Origin of the sequence: Streptococcus sp. SC1 (genome assembly GCF_030272855.1) — a bacterium.
Lineage (GTDB): Bacteria > Bacillota > Bacilli > Lactobacillales > Streptococcaceae > Streptococcus.
The window spans coordinates 127,811-141,140 of the sequence record NZ_JAQCMU010000001.1; the positions used below are offsets into that span (position 1 = coordinate 127,811).

16 protein-coding genes are annotated in these 13,330 nt (G+C 42.3%); 15 read left to right on the plus strand and 1 reads right to left on the minus strand.

All coding sequences use genetic code 11. From position 1 onward, the window contains the following. Positions 1 to 4 precede the first annotated feature (4 nt). Together PAN94_RS00670 and PAN94_RS00675 are read left to right on the plus strand one after the other, a co-directional pair. Positions 5 to 658 carry a CPBP family intramembrane glutamic endopeptidase gene (locus PAN94_RS00670; protein ID WP_285874247.1) on the plus strand — a complete coding sequence of 218 codons (654 nt, stop codon included), beginning with the start codon at positions 5 to 7 and terminating at the stop codon, positions 656 to 658. A gap of 83 nt (positions 659 to 741) precedes the next feature. Next, positions 742 to 1,299, plus strand: coding sequence for a GNAT family N-acetyltransferase (locus PAN94_RS00675; RefSeq protein WP_285874249.1), 558 nt, complete (start codon positions 742 to 744; stop codon positions 1,297 to 1,299). Positions 1,300 to 1,342: 43 nt separating this feature from the next. On the opposite strand, the gene PAN94_RS00680 is transcribed toward PAN94_RS00675, so the two are convergent. Then, the gene (locus PAN94_RS00680; RefSeq protein WP_285874251.1) at positions 1,343 to 1,753 is read right to left on the minus strand and encodes a helix-turn-helix domain-containing protein; all 411 of its coding nucleotides are present in this window, start codon (positions 1,751 to 1,753) and stop codon (positions 1,343 to 1,345) included. A gap of 270 nt (positions 1,754 to 2,023) precedes the next feature. Between PAN94_RS00680 and PAN94_RS00685 the strand changes: the two genes are divergently transcribed. The 13 genes from PAN94_RS00685 to PAN94_RS00745 all read left to right on the plus strand — a co-directional run bounded on the left by PAN94_RS00685 (position 2,024) and on the right by PAN94_RS00745 (position 13,244). Further along, entirely contained in the window at positions 2,024 to 3,280 is a 1,257-nt protein-coding gene (locus tag PAN94_RS00685; protein WP_285874254.1) for a competence/damage-inducible protein A, read from the plus strand. Positions 3,281 to 3,338: 58 nt separating this feature from the next. Further along, positions 3,339 to 4,487 (plus strand): recombinase RecA, encoded by a 1,149-nt coding sequence (gene recA, locus PAN94_RS00690; protein ID WP_048763545.1) that lies wholly within the window; start codon positions 3,339 to 3,341, stop codon positions 4,485 to 4,487. Positions 4,488 to 4,572: 85 nt separating this feature from the next. Further along, positions 4,573 to 4,971, plus strand: a complete 399-nt coding sequence (spx, locus tag PAN94_RS00695; RefSeq protein ID WP_005591493.1) for a transcriptional regulator Spx — start codon at positions 4,573 to 4,575, stop codon at positions 4,969 to 4,971. Positions 4,972 to 5,078: 107 nt separating this feature from the next. Further along, positions 5,079 to 5,645 (plus strand): SP0191 family lipoprotein, encoded by a 567-nt coding sequence (locus PAN94_RS00700; RefSeq protein WP_285874256.1) that lies wholly within the window; start codon positions 5,079 to 5,081, stop codon positions 5,643 to 5,645. Positions 5,646 to 5,688: 43 nt separating this feature from the next. After that, positions 5,689 to 6,246, plus strand: a complete 558-nt coding sequence (locus PAN94_RS00705) for an SP0191 family lipoprotein (protein WP_285874257.1) — start codon at positions 5,689 to 5,691, stop codon at positions 6,244 to 6,246. 168 nt (positions 6,247 to 6,414) lie between these two features. Next, positions 6,415 to 6,681 (plus strand): IreB family regulatory phosphoprotein, encoded by a 267-nt coding sequence (locus PAN94_RS00710; RefSeq protein ID WP_005592119.1) that lies wholly within the window; start codon positions 6,415 to 6,417, stop codon positions 6,679 to 6,681. After that, entirely contained in the window at positions 6,681 to 7,100 is a 420-nt protein-coding gene (gene ruvX, locus PAN94_RS00715; protein ID WP_005591497.1) for a Holliday junction resolvase RuvX, read from the plus strand. The genes PAN94_RS00710 and ruvX overlap by 1 nt, the downstream gene beginning before the upstream one ends. 20 nt (positions 7,101 to 7,120) lie before the next feature. Next, complete coding sequence (locus PAN94_RS00720; protein WP_005591498.1) at positions 7,121 to 7,432, plus strand: DUF1292 domain-containing protein; 312 nt, start codon at positions 7,121 to 7,123, stop codon at positions 7,430 to 7,432. A 279-nt stretch (positions 7,433 to 7,711) separates the two neighbouring features. Continuing rightward, complete coding sequence (locus PAN94_RS00725) at positions 7,712 to 8,944, plus strand: bifunctional folylpolyglutamate synthase/dihydrofolate synthase (protein WP_285874495.1); 1,233 nt, start codon at positions 7,712 to 7,714, stop codon at positions 8,942 to 8,944. 60 nt (positions 8,945 to 9,004) lie between these two features. Next, the gene (locus tag PAN94_RS00730; protein WP_285874259.1) at positions 9,005 to 9,502 is read left to right on the plus strand and encodes an SP_0198 family lipoprotein; all 498 of its coding nucleotides are present in this window, start codon (positions 9,005 to 9,007) and stop codon (positions 9,500 to 9,502) included. 181 nt (positions 9,503 to 9,683) lie between these two features. Further along, positions 9,684 to 11,219 carry a cardiolipin synthase gene (gene cls, locus PAN94_RS00735; protein WP_285874260.1) on the plus strand — a complete coding sequence of 512 codons (1,536 nt, stop codon included), beginning with the start codon at positions 9,684 to 9,686 and terminating at the stop codon, positions 11,217 to 11,219. Between the two features lie 286 nt (positions 11,220 to 11,505). After that, the gene (locus PAN94_RS00740) at positions 11,506 to 11,652 is read left to right on the plus strand and encodes a hypothetical protein (RefSeq protein WP_285874262.1); all 147 of its coding nucleotides are present in this window, start codon (positions 11,506 to 11,508) and stop codon (positions 11,650 to 11,652) included. A 35-nt stretch (positions 11,653 to 11,687) separates the two neighbouring features. After that, positions 11,688 to 13,244: a heme transporter CcmD gene (locus PAN94_RS00745; RefSeq protein ID WP_285874263.1), complete on the plus strand. Its 1,557-nt coding sequence runs from the start codon at positions 11,688 to 11,690 to the stop codon at positions 13,242 to 13,244. Positions 13,245 to 13,330: the final 86 nt, after the last annotated feature.

Below are 13,330 nucleotides of genomic sequence, written 5' to 3' on the forward strand. Positions count from 1 at the left end.
AACAATGAAAACAAGAAAATTTCTCCTCATTTTTATCACCCTCTATACTATTTTGTTTCTAGGTAGAGGCTTGCAGTTGATTGGGATAAATTGGTTGATTTACCCAGTTTATTTCCTTTTATTTATCGTGGGAATCTTAGCTTATCGTGAAGAATTAAAGGACCAGCTAGCCTTGATTCTGACCAAGAAGAAGGAATTTCTAAAAACGATTTCCTTGTATATGGTCTTCGTTTTCTTCCTGTCCATGGCCTGTAACCTGCTTTCAGCTTTGATTAAACAGAGTCTGGGCTTGCCGCTACAGGGGCAGAATGATGCCAGTATTCAAGATGCCTTGTTGAAAAATCCATTTTTAATCTTGGTTATCGGTTGCTTTATCGGGCCAATCGTTGAAGAGTTTTTCTTCCGCCGCTTTTTCCTAGGTACTTTTTTGGCAAAATTCTCTAACTGGCTCGGTATTGTGTTAACAACCTTTCTATTTGCCACCCTTCATATGCACAGCTGGGACTTATCAGAGTGGGTGACAGCTATTTCCTATATTGCCGGAGGTCTTCTTCTCTCGCTCCTGTATCTGAGAAAGGACAAAAATATCTGGTATCCAATTGCCCTTCATTGCTGCAACAATATCATTGCTTTTGTGATTACAATTTTTTTAATGTAGTAGTAGAGTGGTAAGTAAATAAAGCGAAAGTTTAGCGGTTACTTTTTAAGTATTTTGAAGATTTTTAATAAAGGAAATGAAGGATGGACAATAGAGCTTTAGTATATTTAGCGGAGAATCGTATCTTGGAGACGGAGCGTCTCCTCCTACGTCCCATGACCATGGATGATTTGTTGGATTATCATGAATATACTTCAGATGGAGAATTATTAAAATATGATTATCCAGAGCACCAAAGCATAGAAGAGAGCCGAGAGAGTCTTGTTTTATATAATTTAAGTGCTCCTTTGGGCCGCTACGGTATCGAGTTGAAATCTGAAGGTAAATTAATTGGGAATATCTCTCTTCGAATAGATACGGAACAAGAAACGGCGGAAATAGGCTATACAGTCAATGCTAACTACCACAGAAAAGGCTATGCTACTGAAGCAGCCTTAGCTTTGAAAGAATTGGCTCAGAACATGCCGGGGATAAAGATATTTCTTGCCCACACGACTAAGCCCAATCTTGCTAGTCAAGGAGTTTTAGAAAAAATTGGGATGACCCTGATCTGGGAAAAGGAGGGATTGAGCCTTCGCGGAGAGCCGACCATCCGTCTCCGCTATGAAAGTAAGTTAAAGAATGACGAAAAAAAGGCCTAGACAAGATAGTTGTCTAAGCCTTTTCTGTACAGTATGGATATTTTTACTCCTCTTTTTGCATCCAAATCTTTTCCTTGATAAAGATGCGCAGCTCGTAGAAAAGCATAAAGAGAGTAGAGACGAGGAAGCCTGCCATAAAGATATGGTGCAAATAAGCAAAGACACCAATGTAAACCAAGATAGACAAAAGGTAGAGGATGACTAAATTATGCCATTTCTTGGCCTTGCTGTCTTCGATGACCTTTTTCTCCAAACGCTCGTCCTCCTTGATGAGCTGATCTAGACTGAGATCAAACTCCCGACTGATAGCGATGAGATTGCCAATATCAGGGATTCCTTTTCCACCTTCCCAGCGGGCAATGGCAGAGCGGGAAACCTTGAGTCTTTCTGATAAGGCTTCCTGAGTGAGTTGATGTTGTTGACGAATGTCCTTGAGAACTTGAGAGATTTTCATGATGCTTCCCTTTCTAACGAAATGAATAAATTACTTTTTACATGCTTTTCATGTTTATTATAAAAAGAAAAGTCTCCTTTGCCAATAGCATCTGCCTAACAAGCCAGTTATTCTCCATAACAAACAGATTTTCAAAAGTTATCCACAGGATGTTGACAACTTTGTCAATCAAGTTGACAGCTCTTTTTATTTCCTGAAAAGAAAATCAACTTTTTTACTCTTTTTTGTGATAAAATAAAGCCAATTCCGAATAGCAAGGTAGGAGGTTCTATGAAAGCAGAAATTATTGCTGTGGGCACCGAGATTCTGACAGGTCAGATTGTCAATACCAATGCCCAGTTTTTATCTGAAAAGCTAGCTAGTCTAGGAGTTGATGTCTATTTTCAGACGGCAGTGGGGGACAATGAAAATCGTCTTCTCTCTGTCCTAGAAATTGCCAAAGAGCGCAGTGATTTAATTATCCTGACAGGAGGCTTGGGGCCAACGGAGGATGATTTGACTAAGCAGACCTTGGCTAAGTTTATCGGTCGAGATTTGAGCTTCGACCCAGCGGCTGTGGAAAAGTTGGACCGTTTTTTTGCCAGTCGACCAGATTATGCCCGAACGCCCAACAATGAGCGTCAGGCCCAGCTGGTCGAAGGCTCGACTCCTTTACCAAATACGACCGGCTTAGCTGTCGGAGGCTTGTTAGAAGCAGACGGAGTGACCTATGTAGTCCTGCCTGGCCCGCCTAGCGAGCTCAAACCTATGGTCAATAACGAGCTGGTTCCCCTCTTATCCACAGGCCAGAAATTGTATTCACGGGTGCTGCGCTTCTTCGGAATTGGCGAGAGTCAATTAGTGACTATTTTGGCTGAAATGATTGATCAACAAAGCGATCCGACCATTGCGCCTTATGCAAAGACGGGCGAAGTGACCTTGCGATTGTCCACTAAAGCTCTGAGTCAGGCAGAAGCGGATGCTAAGTTTGAGGTTGTGGAAAAGGAAATTTTGGCGCATAAGACTTTTGAGGGGCAGCCTTTGTCTGAGATTTTCTACGGTTATGGGGATGACAATTCTTTGGCTCAAGTTGCCTTTGATTTGCTCAAGAGTCAAACGAAGACGATTTCGGCGGCGGAGAGTTTGACAGCAGGCCTCTTTCAAGCGACCTTGGCTGATTTTGCTGGAGCTTCAGCTATTTTTTCAGGTGGCTTTGTAACCTACAGTATGGAGGAAAAGAGCCGGATGCTGGATATCCCGTTGGGAGAGCTGGAGAAGCATGGTGTCGTTTCAGCTTTTACGGCTGGGAAAATGGCAGAGCAGGCTAGAAAGCTGGCTGAAAGTGACCTAGCTGTCAGTCTGACAGGTGTAGCTGGTCCAGATTCACTGGAAGGCCATCCAGCGGGGACAGTTTTTATCGGCTTAGCGAGTGAATCAAGAACGGAAATTATTGAGGTCAATATTGCTGGTCGTAGCCGACGGGATGTGCGGAAGATTGCTGTTATGCATGCTTTCAACCTTGTACGAAAGACTTTATTAAAGGACTGATTTTTGGTATAATGAACAGATGGCCAAAAGACATTTTAGAAAAAAATAGGAGAAATAAATGGCAAAAAAACAGAAAAATTTGGATGAAATTACAAAGAAATTTGGAGATGAACGCCAAAAAGCTTTGGATAACGCTCTGAAGAATATTGAAAAAGACTTCGGTAAGGGAGCGATTATGCGTCTGGGCGAGCGAGCGGAGCAAAAGGTTCAAGTCATGAGTTCAGGCTCTCTGGCTTTGGATATCGCCCTTGGTGCGGGTGGTTATCCTAAGGGGCGGATTATTGAGATTTACGGTCCAGAGTCTTCCGGTAAGACAACCGTTGCTCTTCATGCAGTTGCTCAAGCACAAAAAGAAGGTGGGATCGCAGCCTTTATCGATGCGGAGCACGCTTTGGATCCATCCTATGCTGCAGCTCTGGGTGTCAACATTGATGAATTGCTGCTGTCACAACCAGACTCAGGGGAGCAAGGTCTTGAAATTGCAGGAAAATTGATTGACTCTGGTGCAGTTGATTTGGTCGTTATCGACTCAGTTGCAGCCCTGGTGCCACGTGCAGAAATCGATGGCGATATCGGTGACAGCCACGTCGGCTTGCAGGCTCGGATGATGAGCCAGGCGATGCGCAAATTGTCTGCTTCTATCAACAAAACCAAGACGATTGCCATCTTTATCAACCAACTTCGTGAAAAAGTTGGTGTTATGTTTGGAAATCCTGAAACAACACCAGGTGGACGTGCTTTGAAGTTCTACGCATCTGTTCGTCTGGATGTCCGTGGCAATACCCAAATCAAGGGTACGGGTGATGCGAAGGATACCAATGTCGGTAAGGAAACTAAAATCAAGGTTGTGAAAAACAAGGTGGCTCCACCATTCAAGGAAGCCTTTGTGGAAATCATGTACGGAGAAGGTATTTCTAAGACAGGCGAGCTGATTAAGATTGCGACTGACTTGGATATCATTAAAAAAGCTGGTGCTTGGTATTCTTACAATGATGAAAAAATCGGTCAAGGATCTGAAAATGCGAAGAAATATTTGGCTGATCATCCAGAAGTCTTTGATGAAATCGACCGTCAAGTCCGTGTACGTTACGGCTTGATTGAAGATGATGAGCCAGCAGAAGCAGTGAAGGGTAAGGCTGAAGCTCCTCTTGAAAAATTAGAAGAAGTGACTCTTGATCTAGACGATGCCTTTGACATTGAGGAATAATTTTTCAAAATAGGTCGCAAGACCGATGGTTTTTGTGGTATAATATACTACGATAGTAGTATCGTGTAGCGAAAGGAGTACTTGCATGATCACAATTTATACGGTTTCAAGTTGTACTAGCTGCAAAAAAGCAAAGACCTGGCTAAACGCCCATCAATTGACTTACAAGGAGCAAAACCTTGGTAAGGAAGGAATTACCAAAGAAGAAATTCTTGATATTTTAGCAAAAACTGAAAATGGCATTGCCAGCATTGTATCTTCAAAAAACCGTTATGCAAAAGGACTCGGTGTTGATATTGAAGATTTGAGTGTGAACGAAGTTATTGACATTATCATGGAAACACCGCGGATTCTGAAAAGTCCGATTTTGGTGGATGACAAGCGTCTCCAAGTTGGTTACAAGGAAGATGATATCCGTGCCTTCTTACCTCGTGCAGTGCGCAATGTTGAGAATACAGAAGCTCGCTTACGAGCAGCTCTATAATTAGATAAGGAAAGGCGCCTTTTAGGTTGCCTTTTTTCTGTAGCATTACCTAAAAATGATTGACAAGCGGTTAAACTATGATACAATATCTCTGAGGAGGACGGAACGTGAAGAAATTTTTACTAATTTTTGGTTTAGCAGCTGTGATATTGACTGGCTGCGCTCATAAGAAAGCAGACAAGCCAAAGGGGAAAAAAGAGGAAATTACAACTAATCTTCCCATTATCAGTCAGGCTGAAAAGCAGGAAGTTATCACCAAGAAACTAGTTTTCCCAAAAGATGAGCAAGGAATTCAATCTAGTCAAATTATCACTTATCAAGGGAAACGTTTTATCAAGGTGATTATGGAGAGAATTACTCCAACGGATGATAGTATCAAAAATGCGATTAAAGAAGTGGGGCTGGAGGAGACTCAGCGACTTTTGGATGAATCAATGCAAAAGGATACGGACTATACTCAAGCAAAAACTGTTGCTGGTTTCACTGGAACCGTTCAGATTCTTAATGAAAATGAACTGAAAATCACGTCAACTTACGATTTTGACAATTTGGATATTGAAAAGGCACTCACTTTAAATTATTTTAAAAATAGCAATCTAAAAGAAATGACAAAGATGCCACCTGAAGAATATATCAATAATTTATTGATGAACGGGGCTGAGGAGCAACAGTAAGGAAGCTTCTTGTCAATCATAGAAAACCAAAAAGGAGAAAGAAATGAAAAAATCAGTAGTACTTTTAATGGCTAGCTTGGCGGTGTTGACAGCTTGTGGACAACAATCACATAGCGGAAAAGCTGGTAGCAACCAGTCTGTCCAAAGCAAGGCAAAAGCTAAATCGGTTACCAAGTCTTATCAGTTAAATCAAAAGGTACAAGGCCTTGATCAAACGATGACCTTGACAGTTACCTACGCGGGCAAGAAGTATGAAAAAGTGAATATTGCTATTTCACAAAATTTGCCAGAAGAAGCTAAGTCTGCCTTAGCTGGTCAAGACTTGTCCTCTCTGCAAGAAGAGGTGAGCAAGAGCTTCAAGCAAAGTTCAGGAGTGGATAAACTTGAACAAGTAAAAGGTATTCAAGTGAATGTTAAAGTGACCGAAAAAGGCACTGTTGATATTGATTTTATTATCGATCCGACAAATCTTGATTATGATGCGGCTTCTAAAGTACCGACCTATGGGCCAATCTTTAGCCAAATGAAGTCTCAGACTCCAGAAGAATTTATCAAGTCCTTCCAAGATGAAGGGGGCAAGGAAATTAGCAATCCGTCCTAATATTTCTGATGAAAACTAGTCTTTGAAAAAGGGCTAGTTTTTTGATGGGAAGGAGCGGTAAATGGTTGAAAAAATGTCGAAAAAGTAGAAAATTTACATGGATTAAGTTTGTGAAACTGCTGTAATTATGCTATAATGATGGTATTCTTAAAGAAAGAGGGTGTAATTGTGGGATTTACAGACGAAACTGTACGTTTTAATCTTGATGATTCAAACAAAAAAGAAATTAGCGAGACTTTGACCGATGTCTACAAGTCACTCAATGATAAGGGCTATAATCCAATCAATCAAATCGTAGGTTACGTGCTGAGTGGAGATCCTGCTTATGTGCCTCGTTATAATAATGCTCGAAATCAGATTCGTAAATATGAACGCGATGAAATCGTAGAAGAACTGGTGCGTTATTATCTGAAAGGGCAAGGCATTGACCTCTGATGAGAATTATGGGACTAGATGTTGGCTCGAAAACAGTGGGCGTCGCAATTAGCGATCCACTTGGCTTCACCGCTCAGGGACTCGAAATCATTCAGATTGATGAAGAGAAAGAGCAGTTCGGTTTTGAGCGTTTGACGGAGCTTGTCGAGCAATATAAGGTGGACAAGTTTGTGCTTGGCCTCCCTAAAAATATGAACAATACCAGCGGTCCACGAGTGGAAGCGAGTAAGGCTTATGGCGAGAAGATTGCCCAGCTTTTCCAAATTCCGGTCGAGTATCAGGACGAGCGTCTGACGACAGTGGCTGCTGAGCGCATGCTGATTGAACAGGCAGATGTCAGTCGCAGCAAGCGCAAAAAAGTGATTGATAAATTGGCGGCTCAGCTAATTTTACAAAATTATTTAGATAGAAACTTTTAGAAAGAATTGAGGAAACAATTATGGCACACGATCATAATCATGACCACGAACAGGCACAGCCTGAATTGATTACCTTGGTAGATGAGCAAGGGAACGAGAATTTATTTGAAATTCTTTTGACCATTGATGGTAAGGAAGAGTTCGGAAAAAATTACGTACTTTTGGTACCGGTAAATGCTGAAGAAGATGAGAACGGCGAAGTTGAAATCCAAGCTTACTCATTTACAGAAAATGAAGACGGCACAGAAGGCGAGTTGGAGCCAATCCCAGAAGACTCTGATGCAGAGTGGGATATGATTGAAGAAGTCTTCAACAGCTTTATGGAGGAGTAAAAAGGTCCGGGGGACCTTTTTAGCCCGAGCTTGAAAACTAGAGAGCGAGGAAGGTCCGGGGGACCTTTTTAGCCTGAGCTTGAAAACCAGAAAGCGAGGAAGGTCCGGGGGACCTTTTTAGCCTGAGTATAGCAACTAGAAACTAGAGAATCATCCGGCTTGAAAACTTATCGTGGCTTGGCCACAGCTAGTTTCTTTACAAAGAATAGAAAAGAGAGAGAAGCGAGTGGCGATTCACATTGGAAATCCGCTTCGCTTCTCTTTTTATGTAGGAAAATGATGAATGAGATTGAAAAATGGTTGAATAGTCGTATTGGTCTAAATTTTCGTTCAGGCCTGGAGCGGATGCAGAGAGCGGTAGATTTGCTGGGGAATCCTGAACGGGCTTACCCCGTCATTCATGTGACGGGAACGAATGGCAAAGGCTCCACTATTGCTTTTATGCGAAATCTATTTGCCGATCAAGGGAAAAAAGTAGCCAGCTTTACATCGCCGCATATGATCAGCGTTCATGACCGTATTTGTATCAATAGTCTACCGATTTCGGATGATGATTTTGTTCGCTTGGGGCGGCAGATTCAGGAGATGGAGAGAGAATTGGTCAAGACTCATGACCAGCTATCCTATTTTGAAATCTTGACCTTGCTGGCCTTTCTTTATTTCAGAGAGGAGAAGGTTGATCTGGCTCTCATCGAGGTCGGGATTGGCGGACTTTTGGATACGACCAATGTCTTGGATGGGCAAGTTGCAGTGGTGACCTCAGTGGGCTTGGATCATCAGGAGACGTTGGGGCGGACGCTTACAGCGATTGCGGAGCAGAAAGCTGGCATTTTCAAAAAAGGTCGTTCGGCAGTCATTGGCCCCTTGCCGGAGGAGGCTCGTCAGGTCTGTGAGCAGCGGGCAGCAAGTTTGGACTTGGATTTGTATGAATACGGGCGAGATTTTTCGTTTTCTGATGGTTCTTTTAAGAATCAAGATCTTCTTTTATCGCATGTAACCTTGGGACTGCAGGGTGCTTACCAAGAAGAAAATGCAGCGCTGGCTTTGCAGGCCTTTCTGCTTTTTATGAAGCAAATGGGCTGGGAAATTGCTTTTTCTCTGCTTCCTTCTTCTTTGCGGAAGACCCATTGGGCGGGGAGGCTAGAGGAAATTCGTCCGAATATCTATCTGGATGGTGCCCATAATTTACCAGCTTTGGCGCGTCTGGTCGAGTTTATCAAGGGGCAGAAGGGCAAGACATGCAGCCTGTTGTTTGGAGCTTTAAAGCGCAAGGATTATAGCGGTATGCTGGCCTATTTGCAGGAGAACTTGCCAGAGGTTCAGGTGACGGTGACCAGCTTTGACTATGGGGAATCTGTGGGGCAAGCAGAAGCTGCGGACTTTGACTATGTGGCGGATTACAGAGTCTTTATTGAGAATTTCAAACAAGAGCAGACGGCCGACCAAGTTCTTTTTGTAACGGGCTCACTCTATTTCATTGCAGAGGTTCGAGCCTACCTCCAGAGTGTATAAGTTGACCATAGAAAGCCCTGTTTGGTAAAATAGAAGTGGAACAAAGAAAGGAGAAACGATATGAAGGTTTCAAAAAAATTAGTTCTTTCAGCCCTTACGGCTATGACCGCTTTTGTATTGGTAGCTTGTGGCAATTCTGGTCAAAATCCATCTAATCAGGCAGCTCAATCTCAAGCGAGTTCCTCTGTTTCTCAGTCATCTGAGACAGTGTCATCAAATAGCAAGGCAAGTAGCAATACAAGCAATAGCGCAAATACTAGTAGTTCAGAGGCTTCTACTTCCAGTCAAACGGCTGCTAGTGACTTAGATGGGACTTATAAGGCCACTCATGAAGGTGATGCTTTAACTCTAGAAGTTTCTGGAAATAAAGGAACCCTGACCAAAGTCGAACGCGACGGTGAGCAGGAGATTGAACAGGTGCAGGTTGATCCAACCAATCAAACCATGATTGTCGGGGATGACGTTAAGCGTTATCGAGTAGAGGGAAAACAACTGACTCTGGAAGATTTATCGCAGGAAAATGATGATGACGACACAATCGTCTTCACCAAGCAATAATGTTCAAAAAGGAATATCCTACAAAAGGCTGGACAGATGCTCCAGCTTTTTGTGTATGTGGATAACGGAGTGCTGGGGTTTTCTTTAATCTTGGACTAGAGACTATTTTCTTTGAAAAAGTTTTGAAATTGCTGCTAATTATTGTTATACTAGATGAAATATGAGACGAGGGAGGATTAGGATGAATCTAGGCAAGTTTCGTTTGCTGATGTCCAAGTATGGATTCAGCATCATTATCATGTTACTGGAATTATTTCTTGTTTTTGCGGTCTTTTTCTATTTTAATCAGTTGGTGCCTAACTGGTTGTCAGCCCTTGTCATTGTTTCTTTATATATTGGGACTATCTTGGCGATTGTCAATCGGAATATGCCTCCCGAAAGCAAGGTGACTTGGCTCTTGTTTGCAGTTGTGCCCGTTTTTGGCTTCTTGCTTTATCTGATGATTGGTGAGCGGCGCCTTTCCAAAAAAGAAATTCAGCAGCTGGAAAAAATGGACTCAATGAAGTTTCGAGAGGACAACAGCTATGACCTGCGAGTCGAACTCAAGCAGGAGAATAAATCAGCCTTTGGCATTGTCAAGTCCTTGCTGAGTATGGATCACAATGCGGATGTCTATGATGGTACGGCTTCGCAGTATTTCCCCCTTGGTGAAGAGATGTTTGAGGCCATGCTGGATGATTTGCGCTCAGCCAAGAAATTCATTTTTCTTGAATTTTATATCATTGATCCAGGTTTGATGTGGAACCGTGTCCTTGAGATTTTGGTAGATAAAGTCCAGCAAGGAGTTGAGGTCAAGCTGCTCTACGATGACATTGGCTGTATGGCGACCCTTTCAGGAGATTATACGAAAAGGCTGCGCAAGATGGGAATTGATGCCCATAAGTTTAATAAGGTGATTCCGCGGATGACGGTGGCCTATAATAATCGTGATCACCGCAAGATTTTGGTGGTAGATGGGCAAGTCGGCTATACAGGCGGAATCAATCTGGCAGACGAGTATATCAACCATATCGTGCGCTTCGGGCATTGGAAAGATGGCGGTGTCCGTTTGGAAGGTCGAGCAGTGAAGGCTTTGACACGTCTTTTCTTGATGAATTGGTACATCAATCGCGGGGAAATTACGGACTTTGACCGTTATCATTTTGATAGCCAGCGAGTGGAAGGTAAGGGACTTTACATCCCTTACGGGAGCGGGCCTAAGCCGATTTATAAGGAACAGGTGGGTAAGGCCGTCTATCAGAATATCATCAACCAAGCCATCGATTATGTCTATATCACGACCCCTTATTTGATTATTGACTATGATTTGACAGAGGATATCAAAAATGCAGCCATGAGAGGGGTGGATGTTCGCATTGTGACGCCATTTATTCCTGATAAGAAGCTGATTCAGATAGTCACTCGTGGTGCTTATCCAGACTTGCTGGAGGCTGGTGTTAAGATTTATGAGTACACTCCTGGTTTTATCCACAGTAAGAACGTTATTTCGGATGATGAGTTAGCCGTGGTAGGAACTATTAATTTTGACTATCGTAGTCTGGTGCACCATTATGAAAATGCCGTCCTTATGTATCAAACAGAATCGATTGCGGATATTAAGCAGGATTTTGAAGATTTGTTTGATGTTTCCAAAGAAATTTCTCTTGAAACCCTCCAGAATAGCTGGTACCAGCGTTTACTGAAGGAAATCATGCAATTATTTGCTCCGCTACTTTAAAGAGAGTGGGACAGAAATCGGTAATTCGTTAGAATTCGATTTCGTCGTCCCACCTCCGCACAGTTGAGTAGGGCTGTAAAAGCTGATGAAATAAGCGCAGTAGGGCCCACTCAACCACTGCGTCTTGCTTGACAATTCAAAGACAATTGAGAGGCTAGGACTTTTGTCCCAGCCCCTTTTTTCTGTCTTTTGCTGAGACATTAGCTACAAATCCTGCTTTCTTGTGATTACTGCCTTTATTTTACGAATAGTAAGTAGGGGATAGAGAATCAAAGGAGGATTACAGATGAAAATAGCAAAAATAATTTATCGGCTTCCTTGTCCAGAAGAGCGGCTAGTTTACCTAAGATTCCGCGATTTGGAGCGCTTGGCAAAGAAGAGACAGGAGGAGAAAGGGGGACAAGATAAGGCTGACAGAAAGAGTGCTTTTTGATATACTATAGAGTATGGAAATCAAGGAGAACTTTTATGAACGATAGAAATCAGCAGGAAAACGTGGAAATTTTAGTATCTATGTCCGCGGAAACCTGGCAAAATACGAGTGAGAGACGGCGGCTAGAGAAAATAATCGAGCCAGTTCCCTCTTTAAAACTATTTTTTTGGAGTATCTTGGTCAGTTTGACCAGTGTGATCAATCCTCTACTAACCAACTTAGCCACCAATTTGCAATCACAAAATCTATATGCTGGCTGGGCCTTGACTCAGGGAGAAGTTGCCTATGCAAATATTTATGGAACCAGCGGTCTTCTCTACTACTTGGTAAGCTGGTTGGGGAATTTATTTTTGGGTCAGCTATTGTTTTTACTTTTCCAAGTAGTGGCTTTGACCTTGGCAGGAATATATCTCTTCCAGACAATTTCACAAATAACGGTTAGAAGTGGTCTAGCTCGCCAGATTACAATTCTGTTCTATTTGTTTGTGCTGACACTGGGATTTGGCGGAACTTATTCTATTATTTTTGCCTTTCCATTTATCTTTCGGAGTTTGTACCATCTCGTGAAGTACTTACAAGGACGTGTCCGTGATGAGTCTTTTATTCGTTTTGGGATGGTTGGAGCCTTGGCTTTTCTAATCGAGCCAGCTTTTAGTCTGCTCTTTTACTCATTGACGACGCTGTTTTTGCTTCTGTACAATATCGCTGACAAGCGAAAAGCGCGTGGCTTTTATCAATTGCTGGCAGGTCTATTAGGTTTTTCTCTAGTCTTTTATCCACTGGGCTACTATACAGTTTTGAATGGTTCTTTTGGTGTGGCGATTAGCCAAGTTACTTATGTTCTAGAGGCTTTTCGTCTCAATAGCAGCTATTTATTAGATCATTTGCTCTATTATGGTTTGCTTTTCCTAGGATTAGGTTTTGCGACAGCGTTGATGACGGCTTTTGCTTTCAAAGAAGAACCAACTGCTGCGCGTGGTATGCGCTTCATTGGTTTGCTAGGTCTTCCTATTAGCTTTATTGGAGTTCTAGGTCTGCCGGAGAAGGGCGCTTATCAGTTGTTGACAACTCTGCCTTTTGCCTTGCTGTTACTGGCCTTATGGCTGGATACAGGTGGAGACAGAGATGGACATGAAAGACGCCACCGTAAGCCTACCCAGACTTCTGGCTGGAATCGTTACTTGGGCAAGCAACTCTTTTTGCCTTTGCTTGTGATGCTTTATCTCGTAGCTTATCCGTTTGTAAATGAGTATATTCTATCCAACGGAGTTTCAGCAGAGAGAAATCTGGCTGCCCAACATATTCGTGAAAACAGTACTAGCAAGGATAGCATTTATGCTTGGGACAATACAGCTAGCCTCTATAAAAAATCGCAGCGTTTATCAGCTGTTTCTCTATTGAGTCCGTCGCTTTATACAGGAACGGAGGAAAATCGCATTTTCTTGCGTAATGCTTTAAACGAGGCAAGTCCAAAGTTTATTTTAGTCAATAAAGATGTGAAACTCTTTTCGGACGTGAAAAAGAAGATTTCTCAAGATTATGAAGAAGTGAACCTAAAACTCAATCACTTCAAGCTTTATCAAATCAAGTAATTAAATCAATATGTTGTGTGTTAAATAAAAAAATAACAATTTTACCACAACATATTGATTTTTTGTTTTGGAGTGATATAATGTTT